We start from the raw sequence: 15,190 nt of genomic DNA on the forward strand, positions 1-15,190 counted from the left end.
CGCGACCTACTGAGGGCCTATAGCTCAGTTGGTTAGAGCAGAGGACTCATAATCCTTTGGTCCACGGTTCAAGTCCGTGTGGGCCCACCATATGAATCAAGGCCTGCAGCTCAGCTGCAGGTTTTGACGCCCCAATCAGATGTTCCCGAGGTACAGTTTCGGTACAGTCCGTACCGATCTTCCCTCGGAGAACGTATGGCAACCCTCGTAAAAACCCCTTCAAGGACATGGAAAGCGGTCATTCGTAAAAATGGCTGGCCGACTGCTTCTAAGACTTTCCGCACAAAACGCGACGCTGAAGACTGGGCAAGACGCACCGAAGACGAAATGGTCAGAGGCGTTTACATCCAGCGCAGTGGTTCAGAACGGATGACGCTTGAATCTGCCCTGAAGCGTTATCTGAGCGACGTCACTCCCACCAAAAAACCTACCACTCAGCGTGGCGAAGCCTCCAAAGCTAAAAAGCTGGTTGAGCACCTAGGAAAATATTCCCTCGCAGCGCTATCAGCTGAAATCATCGCCGGGTTTCGTGATAAGCGCCTGAGCGAATCCAGCCATAAGGGAAACATCAGCAACAACACCGTCCGCCTAGAGCTAGCGCTGCTCAGTCATCTTTTCACTGTCGCAATCCAAGAGTGGGGAGTGGGCCTTACATTCAACCCCGTACTCAACATTCGTAAGCCAAGCCCTGGTGAAGGTCGAGCTCGAAGGCTGACATCTGATGAAGAGCTCCGACTGATCAATGCTGTGAACGCTCACAGCAATCCAATGTTGGGATGGATTGTGCGTATCGCTCTGGAAACCGGCATGAGGGCTTCTGAGATTTCGACCTTACGGCGACACCAAGTTGACTTAGAAAAGCGAGTCTTGAGGCTCAGAGATACGAAAAACGACTCGGCTCGAACCGTGCCCCTGAACCGATTCGCCACAGAAGCTATTAAGTCTGCGATGAACAACCCCGTTCGACCCATCGATTGTGATTTGGTCTTCTTCGGCGAGCCTGGTCGAGACAAAAAGCGTCGCCCATATGCATTTACTAAGGTTTGGGGAACCCTGAAAACGAAATTGAAAATGCGGGACTTCCGTTTTCATGACCTGCGGCACGAAGCTGTAAGTCGGCTAGTTGAAGCGGGGCTGTCGGACCAAGAGGTTTCTGCGATCAGCGGCCATAAGTCGATGCAGATGCTCAAGCGCTACACCCATCTTCGAGCAGAAGACTTGGTAGAACGCTTGGATTGCTTGGAGAAAAGTCGAGTTTAAGAAAGTTTGTACATGTACAAGGTCGTCTTACGAAGTTTTTTTGCGTCAGCGCCAGAAAAAGGCCGTTTTTTGGGGGGTACGTAAGGACTGTTAGTAAAATCACTGGAGGATTTCACTATGAAACAGTTCAAACAGTCACAAAAACCAGAACGGTCAGAATCTGTAGAAAAATTCGAGCGTGATCTCATCGATCGCTTCGGTCCCCTCCTTACTACGGTACACCTTGCGGAAATGCTCCACCGCAGCGAACAGGGCTTGCGGTGGAGCCTTACTCAGCCCGGCCAATTCGCTGACACGATCAACGCCACACGCGTCAGAATCGGTCGCCGCAACTATTATCGCGCTGCGGATCTTGCACTGTTACTGGCAGGCGAGGTGCCAGTATGACCTCTATCTTGAGACTGGGTGATATCCATCCTGCCATTGATGGAAAACCCACTCCCCAGCTCTGGAGTGCGGAACTCGCATCTGCTGCATCCATCACGCCGAGGTCCATCAGTTGGCTGTGGCCTCAATGGCTAGCGAAAGGAAAACTTACTGTTTTGGCCGGGGCCGGCGGATCAGGCAAAACAACCCTGGCCATTGGGCTAATCAGCTGCTTGACGAGGGGTGAATATTGGCCAGATGGAAGCCGTTGTAACGAGTGCGGTAATGCATTGATCTGGAGTAGCGAGGACGATCACGCAGATACCCTTGTCCCTCGTCTAATAGCTGCAGATGCAGATTTGACACGCGTACATTTCATTAATGGTCGTATCAGCGCCCTTGGCGAGCGAGATACATTTGATCCCGCAACCAACTTTGATCTACTTCGCGAAGCTTCAGCGCGTATTGGAGGGGTATCCCTGCTTTTGCTAGATCCCATGGTTGGCCTGGTACGTGGGGACATGAACAAGGCGAACGATGTTCGTCGTTCATTGCAAGTGGTTGTGGATTTTGCAGAAGCCCATAACTGCGCCGTACTTGGAATTTCCCATTTCAGTAAAGGTAGCGGCGCATCGTCTCCTGCTGACCGCGTGATAGGTAGTCAGGCGTTTAGCGCGCTTGCCCGGACCGTCCTTGTTGCAGCCAAATCCGCAAATTCCGACATCCGGGTTCTGGCTCGTGCCAAATCCAATATCAGTGATGACCAGGGCGGGGTCAGATACATCATTGAGACTTGCACAGTGATAAACGATATCGAAACCACACGTGTCATGTGGGGAGAATCAGTCGAGGGTAGTGCTGGTGACATTTTGGCCGAGATTGAGTGCTCGGATGGTGATGCTGTATCAGATGACAACCCAAGCGGAGCGTTGTGCCGAATTCTCAGGGATGGTCCGATCACCGGTAAGGAGGCTAAAAAATTGATGGCAGAGAATGGGTACACCACAAAGCAAACACGGAGTGCTCGTGAAAAGCTGGGGGTTATTGCCAGCCGCGAGGGTTTTGGCAGGGAGATGACCACCTATTGGTCTATGCCGTAAAAACAAACCGTCCAAATCACTATTCGTGCCCTTAAAAACACATTGATGCCCACCAGAAATGGTGGGCATCAATGTGTGGTGTGGGCACGAATGATGAGCGGCCACCTGACAAGTTTTTGCCGAACATCTAGTGCTCAAAGGATTCATTCGTAGCCTATGGCGCATTGATATGACTGGGCCTAAGGTGCAGCTCCTTTCTATGCCTGCTTTTTTATTTAGTGAAGGGTTTACTGCCCCCGCCTCACGTCAGCTACTGCCGACATGAGGCGACAGCCATTCATCTTCTAGGGGTTGGATCGCCGCCGTAATCGCTGTAATCGTCAATTTTGGGGGGTTGACGATTACGTCGCTTGTGCCGCTCTGCCGCTCCTTGAGCATTTGATTTCCTAGCTTCTAGTTTTGCCAACTCCTCCTTGTTACGAGCCAGCAGCCACTCAGCGGCTTGCGCCTGCCGTTCTGCTACCTCTGCCCGCCACATCGCATCATTTACTAGCTGGTTACACTCCTTTTCACGTGCGTTGATGCTGGCAAACTCGTCATACAATTGTTGCCTCGCACGCTCAATACCGATTTTTTCAGCATTCAAGTAACGTTGCTTCGCTTGCTCCAATCGATTTCGGTAATCCCTACCAGCGCGCGCTTCGTAAATGACGATACCTATTGATGCACCGATCAAGATGGAGATCGTGACGATCAGGAGCATGAGAGGCATTGCATGCCACAAAATATCCCAACCATACGCCCTCTTTTCCCAGTGCTGGTCTACCCACACATCTAGACGCATGATTTGGAGTTGCATCTTGAGGGATGGGAAAATGGCAATCACACCGAGTAACAGCAAAGCGATGATCACAGAGGGAGTGGTCAGCTCAGCTATCAAAACATAGAAATTCCGGATGTTTTTATTCATCGTAGATACACCTCGGTAATGTCTGGACGGAAATGACCGAGCTCCTGTGACACCGTTTCTAGTGCGATAACCCGCTCCAAACCCGCGAGCTGAAGTTCAGCCATGCGCTGCTGCGCATAGCTGTGACGAAGCCCATGCGCACCTGCAGACCAACCCAGCGCACGAGTCGAGGCCGCGCTATAGCTGGAGGACCAACGATGCCCACCGGCTATGTCGTAATACTGCTGATAATGGACACCCCGATCGGTCACCCGCCGGGGTGTATCGAGGCTCAGGCTTTCAAGGCGCTCGGCCAGCGCCAACGAGATGATTACCTGGCGAACGAGGCCTCCTTTGCCCTGAACTGTGTAGAGCAGTCCCGTTCGCCCTTGGAATTTTTCTATACGTGCCGGCCGGGGATCAGCGATACGCTCATCGGCCCTACGCAGAGTTAAGAGTTCGTGCGCGCGTAGACCTGCTGCATAAGCAATTTCCGTCGCTATGGCATTACGTTGCTGCTGAGCTAATGCGACCAATGCAACCTGCTCGCACTTGTAGGCGCGCGACTTCAGAGCTTGATCCAGCTCAGACTTTACAACGGGTAGGGTATGTCCGACCGCTAGCTCATGGGTGAGATGCTGGAACATGGCCTGGATGGCTTGGCGCTCCAAGTTCAGCGCGCTTTGCCCAACCGACTGAGACCGCATCTCCAGATAATGAAGAGCTTGTTGGCTAGTGAGGCTTTGCAATCCTACGGGAAGCCGCTCAGCTTTCATCCATTCAGCGACTCTAGCTAAGGCGGCTTGGTAGTTTCTGACTGTACCAATGGATTTAAGTATGCCATCTCGGCCCTGAAGTCTCTTCACAACGGCAACGGCCTGCCTGACAGGGCTAGCAAATTTGCCCATTGCTCGCACCCCCAGCCACTTGACGCTTCATCCACCGGGCTACAGTCGCATGGACGACAACCACGCGACGCTCTCGCAACCAACGCTGTAATTCGGCAATGGTTGCCCCAGCTTTGCGCAGCTGTATGAGCTCACCGGCATAGCGGTCGAGTCGAGAGTGGCGATATTTGGTTTTGCGTCGTGCAGCGGTAATTTTGCGTAACCGAGCGGATTCGGCAATGGGGTCAAAGCTGGATTGGCTCATAGCGCTCTCCTGTGTATTTACAGGAGGAGCTTATTGAGCGGCCAGAAGCTTTCAACCGAATAGGGTGTCAAAAACGCACAGTGCGTGCGCATGTACTACAGATCTGTAAGAACACCTGGCCGACGTGTCGGTCTCAGCGGCTATTCGCCTGTTCGCCCCTGTTTGCACTATCTGCTGGCTCGGACTGATCTCGCCATTTGACCTAATTATCGAGCGGTCAGCTCGTTGCGGGTTTGTCAGTCCACATACCTGACCCCATCCATTTATCACAGCTGATGAGGTAGCCATGCCGCACAGAATGGCTGTGGGCGTCTCGGTTTTTACATGGGCGGTGCCATGAACTGATGCTCGTCAGTTGGCGGTCAACGAACTCACAATAACGATGCACGACGCATCGCGCCATCTGCGTTTGCAAAAATGCGCGGGAGATATGCAAGTGATTCTGTGCGCGAAATAGTTGAAAGCGAGAGCCCCCGCTATGTACAGGTGAGCCTGCGAGCCTGACATAGCGGGGGTACGTGCAACACTGAACCAACAGGAAATACATGAACGCTTACGGGCTCATATCTCCCCAATGTCCGTACGAAAGTGGCATGCCAAGGATCGTGACACGCTAACGATCAAGGGAGTTTCGGCCATACCGAGCCGATCCCGAGAATGGGGATTCACCGTTCATGTATCCGGGGTGGAGTCGCCCGCAACTACTACGATCTTTCACGATGCGACCGTATGAGTTGATCTGCGATGAGTGCGCTCCATTGATCGAGGTGGAAAAATAGGCTGGTGACACAGCTAAACCAGCAACACGATGCCACCTCCCCTGTCACTTCGCCTTGGAGGTGTTCTGTGAATCAGAAAATTCGTATTTTCGGTCTGTCGTTGACGCGGTGGCGTTTTGTTGTAGTCGCAGCCTGCTTTTTTGTATTTGCCCTAACTGCGGGTGGCGCTTGGCTCCCAATGGCCAAGGTCGATAGCAACCCGCTCGATTTGCTGCTCAGTGCCCAAGTGGTGTCGTTCGTGTTGCTGATCGGCGCTGCACTATTTTCTTATGCCGGCGCGCTCAAAGCCCTGCCTGCCTGGGAGCGCGAAGTGGTGTTTTTCAACACGGCTGTACTCGGAAGCTACGCCGGAAATCAGTTGCTTCCGTTATTTCCAGGATGGAGCTGGTGACACACCCCAATCGCCCTAAAGCTGCAGCCCCCTCATCATTAGGAGAGCCTGTATGTTTATTCAACCTCACAACATTTCCAGCGATCTGGTGCTCAAGCTCGACAGGCAACTGACCCGCCTCGGCGCCGTCGCACATGTCGCAGTGAAGCACTTCGATACTCCGATCTTGGTCGCAATCGGTCAGGGCTTCTTTGCCCCCGTTTCTCTCCACCATCCAACCATCAGCTCGTTTGTTGAGGCTGAGCTAATTGCTGCCAGGCTCAATGCCTTGCAAGGGATTGATGATCGTCAGCGCATAACGATTCTGCAGAGCATGGCTGGTGCAGCAGGCCGCTGATGTAATGACTTGGACGATGCGGGAACTCACCCGCCGGGAAATGCCAAGTCTGAGATCGGCATCGAGCGAGCTAGGTACACCTTCTCTAAACGCCCAGGCAACCGATCATTGGGTGATAAGAAAAATTGAAAGGAGTTCAAATTGATGAACCCAATTAAAGGCTACTGCAACTATATGATACGCGTAGGGCGCATGAACGAACGTATGACACGTAAAGAATTTTGGCCGTACTTCATCTTCAATTGGGGGGTGTTGTATGTGCTTGATAAGGTGCTTAAGCCGTTGGCCGTTAATGGCGGCGGTCTGCTGTTAAACGTCGTGTGTTTTATGCTGATGTTCTACATCTTCGGCCCAATGATTCAGCGTGTGAACGACGCATATTTGCGTAAAAGATTCCTCTTTTTACTGATTGTGCCCTACGTCGGCCCGGCGATCGTTTTTCTTATGCTTCTCCGGAAGAGCTATCCGAAGACCACTGAGTATGGACCTTGCCGTGATTAACGCTGTCGCAGATACCCGCAACGTGTCATACCCGCGCAAAAAAAAGCGGCTCTGAATACCAGGGCCGCCTGACTGCTGAGCAGTAAGCTGGGCAAGCCCAGCAACGAGAGAGAGGGGGTACTTCCGCCCCACCCCAGGCGGTGACCACAACAACCTGACAGGACAGCCCGAATAACGGCGAGCGTCCTCGTAATCTTTAGCCCATACGACTCTCACTCTGCAGCGTGGCCAATTTGGCCAGAAGCCGGGTTTTGGCGGCGTCCAGTACGGTAGGGTTGGTTTTGCTCGACAGCTTTTCCCGCGTTTTGCTGCCAAGGAAGTAGCTAATCCGCTCCGCATTGGCGCCCGAGGGATGCGGCAGGCCATCCAAAATCTGTTCGGCTTTCAAAAGGCCTCGCGCTTGCAAGTGCTGAAACACCTCAGTGACCTTGGGCCCGAGCGGGATATAGAGACACTGGGGGCCAAGTGTCCGGACTTCTTCCGCCAAGTGCGTTTCCACTTGGTGACGCAAACTGGGACGACTGAGCATGGCCGGGCTGCCGCTGTAATTCTGGCCGTCTACCAACACCGGGTAACGCAGCGCCGAGGTGTAGTGCACCAGGTGCCGGTGTGTACTAAACAGGCGTGCACAGCTATCAATGTCTAGCAACGTCTGCAGCCCGATGTGATCCAGCAGGGCGATCAGGTTGTTACGCATCGCGCCGGCGAAACTGGCCGTTTCCTTGGCGGCTTGTTTGGCCTGTTCGATGGAGGCGCCTGCCTGCAGTTGCTGACGAGCTTCATCCAGGGCACGGCTGGCCTGCTGCAAGCCCGGCGTGATGCCGCACAACACGACTCGAGCGCCAGCATTGACGTGATCAAACGGAGCATAAAAGGTCTGCAGATTGCCTTCTGAGGTGAGCAAGAGTTCGGCGGGCAGCGTGGCAAAATTATGGGTGGAGGTTGAAAGCAGGCGGCTGAACTGTTCGAGGCTCATGGTGATGTCCTTTGGCGATGGCGATTGGGTTAGGTAAGTGAGCGTTAATCCGCACGGGTGACAACAAACCCCCGACGACCTTTCAGCCAGCGCAATGCCTCTTCAGAGTCGACCACCGTCTGGTTCTGTTCCTTACGGGTGTAGAGCCGATCCGCCGCCGTGGGCTGGGCGGCATTGCGCACGGCGCGTTCCGACATCTGACCCAGTAGCGCGATGTCTTTCAGCGTCAGGTAGCCGCTGTTGTCCTCTCCGGACAAGAACATCGGTACCGCCTCTTCATCTTCAAATTTCGGATGGGTATCCAAGTCTAGGCGGGCTCTTACCAACGCATGGAAAAGGACGTGTTCGAGTCCTGTCGGTAAAAGCATTTCGCGGCCTCGGATTCGTGGCGAAAACACCTCGATTCCTGGTCGTGCAGATAGCACTAAAAGGGCCAAGCAGTTCCAGGCGTCGTTCATCTTGGTTTGCTCTATCCCATCCCTGGCCAGCTTGAGTCGCCCATTGATCGCGTAGTCGTAGCAATCATTGGCGGCGCTACGCACTCGACCTTCACCAAGGTAAAACTGATCGAGGCTCTTCAGTTTGGCCTCATCAACTTCGCCGTTATCAGACTGGCCTTCATCAGACCGGTCATGAAACATGGTCAGTGAAGCTCCCATCCAGCCCAAATAGGCGTCCTGAGCCTCTTGGAGGATATCGTCCAAGGCGAGTTTTTTTTCGGTTGGGATGAAGTTTCTTTCGAACTGGTTACGCCAGTAGGTGCTCATCGCTTCTGCTCTCGATCAGTAAGTTGTGAGCAGAGGTTAGCGTCACAATATGACACGGTAAATGATTAATTTATGATATTCAGAGAGATTAATGGCGATGCCATTATTTCCAGCGCTTGCAGGCTAGCCGGGGGAGCCCTTTCAGCATTGCCTATATGTGACACGTTCGGTTGTGAAGCGAGTGATGACAGCACCTCCCTCCTAAGGGGAAGGTTGGCAGTTCGAACCTGCCCTGGGACACCATATATTCCGGGTCTCTCCAGCCAAAGTCCTGACAGTTCAGTTTTTCTGTGACAGCAGGGTGGCAGCAGCAGGAAAAAAGTAAGCCCCGTCAGGCAATGTTAAGGCGGGGCTTTTTTATGCCTAACGCTTGCAGGGCGAAGATTACCTCTCAGTCAGTATGATGGGGGGGAGCCTGCAACGACCCCCGGACCCCGGTGCGGATCAAAGCTGCTCTGGTTGTGGTCATGTAGTTAGCGAGTCTGGCGTTGATTCGGCCAAACCTCTGCCTCAAATTCGCACATTACGACAAGGGCTTTGGTGATTTCGCGTGAGTCTGTTGCAGGTGCTCAACTAAAAAGCCTGGCACCACTATTCTCAACAAGCGTAGGGTCGGGCTAACAACCAATCGTCGAGAAAGCAGGGGATTGTGCTGCGTTAAGGCACTTTGCCTTTACCTTGCTCTACGTGCTGGATATTGTGACATCCATCAAATTTCAGGCAGACCGCTGTTTTCCAGGGATGGCATCTTGCGCTCCGAACTATCGGCAGTGACCCTTAAAGCCTCTTTTGTAATCGCGGCCCGCTCAAGCTGAGCATCGGTTCATCGTGCCCAGAAAAATCCAATAGGCAGTAGCCAAAAAAATAGCGGTGATTGACGTGAACTCAGGCCCTGAATCATTGGCTATCCAGCGATATGAACTAGTTCAGAAATGGATACTGGAATGGGTCCCGGCAGACGGGACGGCCGTCGGCAACAAAACACTCCGTGACAGGATTGACCGTCGAGCTGAGCTTCAGAATTTTTCCATCTCTGAGGAAGAGTACTGGAGCCTTCGCGATGAGCTCATTAACAAGGGGGTGCTCAATAAAGGGGCTGGTCGCGGTGGATCGGTTTATCGATTCGATACAGAGGCCAAAAAATACTCGAAGTCCGTTGATCCTGAGCCGCCTACCGATTGGGATGACCTTGATACCCCCCCAAGCGTGATACCGGATAGCCTGGAGAAACTGAGAAGCAGACTACTTGACCTCAGCGCCCGCAACAGGCTGCTGAATTTTTCGCATGCACGCTCCAAGCGGTTCGTACGAATCATAGATGAACTGCCAGATCACCTATTTGAGTCTCTGGCAGATGAAAAAGCTATGCGATTTGCTGCTGTACCCGAACCAACGGAAAGGCAACTTCTTACACATGGTTTTTTAAAGGTGGACGAGAAGACTGGTGCAGTCGTCGAGTTGAAAAAACAGCCGACAGCTGAGGTTTGGGCGCAGATTCTGGGCATGGCGACCAGCTACGAGCTGCCACGCCCCCCTGAAAGCGGGCAGCCCGCCAAGCACTCTGACGATGCGATTCAGACACTTTATTACCCCGCAGAGATGGAGTCGCGGTTACAGGTTTTGTATACCCAGTCGCGATCAGCCCTCGAGGAGACAGGGGCGAACATCCTTTATCTTGCGCTCGGGTTTCTGGAGTGGGATGAATCAGTCGCGGGGAAAGACAGCACCCGTCTGGCGCCCCTGATGTTGGTGCCAGTGAACCTGGAGAAAGGCAAGCTCAACCCTCAAACCGCGACATTCGAATACCGCGTACATCCTACTGGCGAAGACATTCTTACCAACCTGTCATTGCGAGAAAAGCTTCGCGTCGATTTTGGTATTGCACTACCGCGGATTACCGACGACAGCACGCCCGAGGAGTATTTCGAACGCATTGTTGAAACGGTGCTGAAGGTCAAACCTGACTGGAAGGTTCATCGCTTCGCTTCGCTTGGCTTGTTCGAGTTTGGCAAGTTGATGATGTATCTCGACCTTGATCCAGGTCGTTGGAAAGACCAATCGTTGCTGGATCATGGTCTGCTCAAACGGCTTACAGGGATGGACGGCTTACCGGCTGATTCGTCAGGAAAGCAAGGCGCCTTTTGCGTCGAGCATTCAATCGACGATATCGAACAAGTGCACCTGCAGTTTCCTCTGATCGACGATGCCGACAGCTCACAGCACAGTGCCTTGATAGATGTGATTCGCGGTGATGATCTTGTGATTGAGGGGCCACCAGGCACCGGTAAGTCTCAGACCATCACTAACATGATTGCAGCGGCGCTAGCTCAAGGTAAAAAAGTGTTGTTCGTTGCCGAGAAGCGCGCAGCGCTTGAGGTGGTCAAGACCCGACTGACCAGAGCCGGTTTGGGCGATTTTTGTCTGGAGTTGCACAGCCATAAGAGTCAAAAAAGCGCTGTCATCGATAGCATTCGCCAACGGATTCAGAATAGTGGCGGCTACCGCTCGCCCAAGCAGTTAACGGATCTGATAGCCAACTATGAGCGATTGAAGCAGCAACTCAATAAGCACGTACATCACTTGCATGCCCAATTCGAAGAGTCGGGCATGAGTATTCACGAAGTACTCATGCAGGCAACTCGATTGCGTGAGGCATTGTCGATTAAACCGGCCGATCTCCATCCGCAGTCAGACCTGCGAATCGATAAAGCGCACCTGCAAGAACAGGCCGGTTTCTATGCACACATCTATCGCAAGACGGCTGAGGAAGCTGGTCGCGCGGGCAAACTTGAGACGCACCCATGGTTTGGTAGCACCAAAACTCGTGTGACTGGCGCAGAGCGCTCTTCACTTCTAGAGAGTCTTTCCTTGGCTCAGCAGGCACTGAGTGGCCTAGCCGCTCTTCGACCTCAATTAGCGGAGCAGCTACAAGTAGCTGTTCTGGAAACCTACAGCCCAGATCAGCTTCGAAGTTTGGCCGCTTCAATTCCGGTTCTTGCGCTACCTAAAGGTGACGAGGATTGGGATCTGTTGGGGCGACTTGATATCGAGTCTTGCGAGGCATTGAAGCTCTGGCTGCAAGGTATGGACTCCATGTTGGACGAGCAAGTTGACCTGGCTCGATCGCTGCGCGCCGATGTTATTGGCTCTGGGCAAGCAATCGCGTCAATCAAAAAATCCTGCGCGGCCATTCGTTTGCATAACAGCGATGAGGCCCTGTCCCTCAATGCGTTGCTCGATGTGATCGAAGAGGCTGAGGAGTTGCTGGAACTTGCTCCACGCGCCCAAATGCTGATTCGGCTGTTATCGGAAGAGTCTGCGGTTCAAGGTTTGCGAAGCGATTTGGTCGGGATTGAGCAACTGGTGCTTTTTCTGCAAATGCTTGCGGCGATGCCCGAAGATTTAGCACCTCTTCGGCATAAGCGCTTCGAAGATGAGAGCTTGGATGAGTTGGTCGCAGAGTTGGATAGCGACATTCCGGTCATCAAGCAGTTGCAGGAGCAGGCAGCGAATCATTTCACTCTGGATCGATTGCCCAGTCATACACGACTGGAAGATTTGAGTCGGGTTCTGGCGGACAAATCACTTTTCCGTTGGTTCAAGGGGCAATGGCGCTCTGCGAAGGCCGAAATCCTGACTATGGCGCGACCAGGGCTCAAGCTGAACCAGCTTCTGGTGAGCTTGCCAGATGTCATCGCTTATCTGAAAAAATACAGTCAACTGAATGAAAGCAAAGTGTTCGCCGAGAAGCTGGGTGAGCACTTCAAAGGGCTTGATACTCCCATCGATGCGCTCAAGCGTATTCGGGGTTGGTACAAGCTCCTGCGTACTGAATGCGGACGGGGGTTTGGAGCAAAGGTATGGATCGCGGAGTACCTGCTCAAGGTAGATAGCGAGCATCTGGCCAAAGTTGCGACTGATAGTGCGGAGCTTGAACCTTACTTGTTGGATGTTCTGGATCATCGGCTGGATCTGGAAGAACTGTTGCCCTTTGACAGTCATGATTTGCGTTCAGAAGACTTACTCTCCTCAGAGGGCCTGTATGTTCGCCTGATCAAGGACGTCGGAACCGCACTGCGCTCTTTGTTACCCGTCATCAGCGAAGAGCAGCCAACCATGGGGCAAATGCTTCAGCTGATTCAGTCGGTGGAAAGTTGGCAGGCCCGTTCGGCAGCCTTGCAAAACGACGCGGTACTACAGACTTGCCTGCAGGATGAAGAGCTTCCTCGGATAGACAATCTTTCTGCGGCACGACCTCGCTTGACGAGTTGGCGGCATACCGTTGCCTTTGTTCAGCCCATTCTGGCATTGCCGATTCGAGATATTCTCATTCCGCGCTTGACCGCCTGCACGTCAAAAGAAGCCGAGTCCCTAATTCTTCATTGGCATCAACAAGCTAAAACTCTCGCGCTCGCTGTAGAGACTTGGGAACAGTCGATCGCGTCATTCTTCCAAAGTGCTGCAGTTATTGCTGGTCAATGGTGGCAGTCCATCGAGAAACAAGATTTCGAGCCAATGGCTGGCCGTCTGGCCTGGGCAGCTCAAAACCCTGATTTGCTCGACCATTGGTTCGAGTACCGTCGCTTGCGATTGCGTCTGGTTGAGTTGGGGTTTGAGACAGTCGTCGAAGCAATCGAGACGCAAAAACTGGAATCTGAGCGCTGCGTTGATGCCTGCCTGCTAGGGCTTCTTGATAGCTGGGCATTGAAAGTCCTTGAGCTAAATCCCGACTTGGGCCAGTTTTCGGGCAAAGAGCAGGAGGCTATCCGCGCTCGTTTTGCGGAAATCGATGAGCAGCTCAAGCGTCTTCAGCGCGAACAGGTTTCATCGCGTATCAGTCAAAACAATATCCCTGTCGGAAATAGCCATGGAGCGGTCAGAGACTTCACGCAATTGGCCCTACTGCAACGTGAGGCCGAGAAAAAGACACGGCACGTACCGATCCGTAGCTTGATGAATCGTGCGGCTGAAGCCCTGCAAGGCCTCAAGCCCTGCTTCATGATGTCGCCAATGGCCGTCGCTCAATACTTACCCGCAGGGCACGTCGAATTCGATCTGGTCGTGATGGACGAAGCCTCTCAAATGCGCCCGGAAGAGGCATTGGGAAGCATCGCCCGGGGCAAGCAGTTAGTGGTCGTGGGAGACCCGAAACAGCTGCCACCTACGAACTTCTTCTCACGCAATGGCGGCGATTCGGATACCGACGAAACCGATGCTTCGTTAGCTGAGGACTCGGAAAGCATTTTGGAAGCTGCCATGCCGCTGTTCAAACTGCGACGTTTACGTTGGCACTATCGTTCTCGCCACGAGAGCCTGATCGCCTTCTCTAACAAAGCCTTCTATGAAAGCAATCTGGTGGTGTACCCATCACCGCACCGTGAGTCTGCAGAGTTCGGCGTCAAGTTTGTCAGAGTGCCGCGCGGGCGTTTTGTCGAACAGCGCAACCTGGAAGAGGCGGAGGTTGTCGCCAAAGCCATTGAACACCACGTGATTCATCGCCCTGATGAATCGCTGGGTGTCGTGGCCATGAACGTCAAACAGGCTGACCAGATCGAGCGGGTGCTTGAGCATCTGGCTAAACAGAGCCCGCAGCTACAAGTCGCGCTGGACCGTAATCAGAGTCAGGATGAGCCGCTGTTCATCAAAAACCTGGAAAACGTTCAGGGTGATGAACGAGATGTTATTTACATCTCCGGGACCTACGGTCCAATGGAGGTAGGTGGTAGCGTTCCTCAACGTTTCGGCCCAATCAACGGTGCCAGCGGATGGCGGCGTTTGAACGTGCTCTATACCCGTTCGAAGAAGCGCATGCAGGTTTTCTCCTCGTTTGGCTCAACCGATGTCCTTGTAACTGGGACCTCCAGTAGAGGCGTGCAGGCACTGCGTGATTTTCTGCATTTTGCTGAGTCTGGCCAGATGCCTCACATCAAAGAAAACGATCGTGCGCCCGACAGTGATTTCGAAGTGGCAGTCATTGAGATGTTGGCGCGCCATGGCTATCAGTGCGAGCCGCAGGTTGGTGTGGCTGGTTTCTTCATCGATTTGGCCGTCCGCGATCCTGGGCAACCTGGCCGTTACCTGATGGGGATCGAGTGCGATGGAGCTGCCTACCATTCGGCCAAATCGGCGCGTGACCGTGATCGCTTACGCCAAAGCGTACTGGAGCAATTGGGGTGGAATATTCGCCGCATTTGGTCGGTGGATTGGTTCCGTAATGCTCGCGTACAGATTGAGCCGATTCTTCAAGAACTGGCGCGGTTGAGAACCGAGCCGGTAGAAATGGCCGAAGTGCCGGTTGAGGATTCGGAAGAACTAGCCATACAGCAAGTAGCCGACGAGCAGAGCGAGCATGCTGAACGTATAACTATCGAGGGGGGGCACAGTCTTCGAGAGAAGCTAATTTGGCTTGACGAAAATGTCATTCGCTCGAAGCTACCTGATGTGCCTGATCACCAGCGTTTGTTGAGACCTGCGATGTTAGAAGCATTGCTAGAGTTTCAGCCTTCAGACCGTCTTGAGTTTCAACAGATGATCCCTGGGTACTTGCGCAACGGAACCCATAGCGCAGAAGGTCGTTACATTGATGATGTACTGATGCTGATTGGTGGGCAGTGAGCTTCAAGCTGCTTTTGTAATGGGAAGAATTGTGTGCTCAATTTTTTGGTTTTAGGA

General features: G+C 53.1%; 12 protein-coding genes and 1 tRNA gene. 8 read left to right on the plus strand and 5 right to left on the minus strand.

Going from position 1 to position 15,190, the window contains the following annotated elements:
* The first annotated feature begins 13 nt into the window (after positions 1–13).
* The 4 genes from PMI26_RS01755 (at position 14) to PMI26_RS01745 (ending at position 2,726) form a co-directional block, all read left to right on the plus strand.
* Positions 14–90, plus strand: a tRNA-Ile gene (locus PMI26_RS01755).
* A 105-nt stretch (positions 91–195) separates the two neighbouring features.
* Positions 196–1,260, plus strand: a complete 1,065-nt coding sequence (locus tag PMI26_RS01750) for a site-specific integrase (RefSeq protein WP_007980243.1) — start codon at positions 196–198, stop codon at positions 1,258–1,260.
* Between the two features lie 117 nt (positions 1,261–1,377).
* A complete protein-coding gene (locus tag PMI26_RS0129970; RefSeq protein WP_007980245.1) occupies positions 1,378–1,647 on the plus strand; it encodes a hypothetical protein in 270 nt (89 codons plus the stop codon).
* Entirely contained in the window at positions 1,644–2,726 is a 1,083-nt protein-coding gene (locus PMI26_RS01745) for an AAA family ATPase (RefSeq protein ID WP_007980247.1), read from the plus strand. Before PMI26_RS0129970 ends, PMI26_RS01745 begins: the two co-directional genes overlap by 4 nt.
* Before the next feature lie 277 nt (positions 2,727–3,003).
* Here the strand turns inward: PMI26_RS01745 and PMI26_RS01740 are convergent, their stop codons facing one another.
* The 3 genes from PMI26_RS01740 to PMI26_RS31565 are packed head-to-tail and all read right to left on the minus strand — an operon-like array spanning position 3,004 to position 4,767.
* Positions 3,004–3,636, minus strand: a complete 633-nt coding sequence (locus PMI26_RS01740; protein ID WP_007980248.1) for a hypothetical protein — start codon at positions 3,634–3,636, stop codon at positions 3,004–3,006.
* Positions 3,633–4,523, minus strand: a complete 891-nt coding sequence (locus PMI26_RS0129975; RefSeq protein WP_033048451.1) for a tyrosine-type recombinase/integrase — start codon at positions 4,521–4,523, stop codon at positions 3,633–3,635. The genes PMI26_RS01740 and PMI26_RS0129975 overlap by 4 nt, the downstream gene beginning before the upstream one ends.
* On the minus strand, positions 4,507–4,767 hold the full coding sequence (locus tag PMI26_RS31565; RefSeq protein ID WP_007980253.1) for a hypothetical protein: 261 nt from the start codon (positions 4,765–4,767) through the stop codon (positions 4,507–4,509). The genes PMI26_RS0129975 and PMI26_RS31565 overlap by 17 nt, the downstream gene beginning before the upstream one ends.
* Before the next feature lie 846 nt (positions 4,768–5,613).
* Here PMI26_RS31565 and PMI26_RS0129980 point away from each other — a divergent pair.
* The 3 genes from PMI26_RS0129980 to PMI26_RS01730 all read left to right on the plus strand — a co-directional run bounded on the left by PMI26_RS0129980 (position 5,614) and on the right by PMI26_RS01730 (position 6,775).
* Positions 5,614–5,937, plus strand: a complete 324-nt coding sequence (locus PMI26_RS0129980) for a hypothetical protein (RefSeq protein ID WP_007980255.1) — start codon at positions 5,614–5,616, stop codon at positions 5,935–5,937.
* A 52-nt stretch (positions 5,938–5,989) separates the two neighbouring features.
* On the plus strand, positions 5,990–6,274 hold the full coding sequence (locus PMI26_RS01735; RefSeq protein ID WP_007980257.1) for a hypothetical protein: 285 nt from the start codon (positions 5,990–5,992) through the stop codon (positions 6,272–6,274).
* Between the two features lie 144 nt (positions 6,275–6,418).
* On the plus strand, positions 6,419–6,775 hold the full coding sequence (locus PMI26_RS01730; RefSeq protein ID WP_007980259.1) for a DUF805 domain-containing protein: 357 nt from the start codon (positions 6,419–6,421) through the stop codon (positions 6,773–6,775).
* Between the two features lie 196 nt (positions 6,776–6,971).
* Here PMI26_RS01730 and PMI26_RS01725 read toward each other — a convergent pair whose 3' ends face one another.
* Together PMI26_RS01725 and PMI26_RS01720 are read right to left on the minus strand one after the other, a co-directional pair.
* Positions 6,972–7,751 carry a hypothetical protein gene (locus tag PMI26_RS01725; protein ID WP_007980261.1) on the minus strand — a complete coding sequence of 260 codons (780 nt, stop codon included), beginning with the start codon at positions 7,749–7,751 and terminating at the stop codon, positions 6,972–6,974.
* Between the two features lie 44 nt (positions 7,752–7,795).
* Positions 7,796–8,518 (minus strand): hypothetical protein, encoded by a 723-nt coding sequence (locus PMI26_RS01720; protein WP_007980263.1) that lies wholly within the window; start codon positions 8,516–8,518, stop codon positions 7,796–7,798.
* An 879-nt stretch (positions 8,519–9,397) separates the two neighbouring features.
* Between PMI26_RS01720 and hhe the strand changes: the two genes are divergently transcribed.
* Complete coding sequence (gene hhe / locus PMI26_RS01715) at positions 9,398–15,133, plus strand: DUF4011 domain-containing anti-phage protein Hhe (protein WP_238540852.1); 5,736 nt, start codon at positions 9,398–9,400, stop codon at positions 15,131–15,133.
* Positions 15,134–15,190 lie beyond the last annotated feature (57 nt).

It is taken from the genome of Pseudomonas sp. GM33, from assembly GCF_000282295.1.
GTDB lineage: Bacteria > Pseudomonadota > Gammaproteobacteria > Pseudomonadales > Pseudomonadaceae > Aquipseudomonas > Aquipseudomonas laurylsulfatiphila.

Coding starts and splice junctions, on each gene's coding strand:
- PMI26_RS01750 (WP_007980243.1), top strand. CDS start 196: ATGGCAACCCTCGTAAAAACCCCTTCAAGGACATGGAAAGCGGTCATT.
- PMI26_RS0129970 (WP_007980245.1), top strand. CDS start 1,378: ATGAAACAGTTCAAACAGTCACAAAAACCAGAACGGTCAGAATCTGTA.
- PMI26_RS01745 (WP_007980247.1), top strand. CDS start 1,644: ATGACCTCTATCTTGAGACTGGGTGATATCCATCCTGCCATTGATGGA.
- PMI26_RS01740 (WP_007980248.1), bottom strand. CDS start 3,636: ATGAATAAAAACATCCGGAATTTCTATGTTTTGATAGCTGAGCTGACC.
- PMI26_RS0129975 (WP_033048451.1), bottom strand. CDS start 4,523: ATGGGCAAATTTGCTAGCCCTGTCAGGCAGGCCGTTGCCGTTGTGAAG.
- PMI26_RS31565 (WP_007980253.1), bottom strand. CDS start 4,767: ATGAGCCAATCCAGCTTTGACCCCATTGCCGAATCCGCTCGGTTACGC.
- PMI26_RS01735 (WP_007980257.1), top strand. CDS start 5,990: ATGTTTATTCAACCTCACAACATTTCCAGCGATCTGGTGCTCAAGCTC.
- PMI26_RS01730 (WP_007980259.1), top strand. CDS start 6,419: ATGAACCCAATTAAAGGCTACTGCAACTATATGATACGCGTAGGGCGC.
- PMI26_RS01725 (WP_007980261.1), bottom strand. CDS start 7,751: ATGAGCCTCGAACAGTTCAGCCGCCTGCTTTCAACCTCCACCCATAAT.
- PMI26_RS01720 (WP_007980263.1), bottom strand. CDS start 8,518: ATGAGCACCTACTGGCGTAACCAGTTCGAAAGAAACTTCATCCCAACC.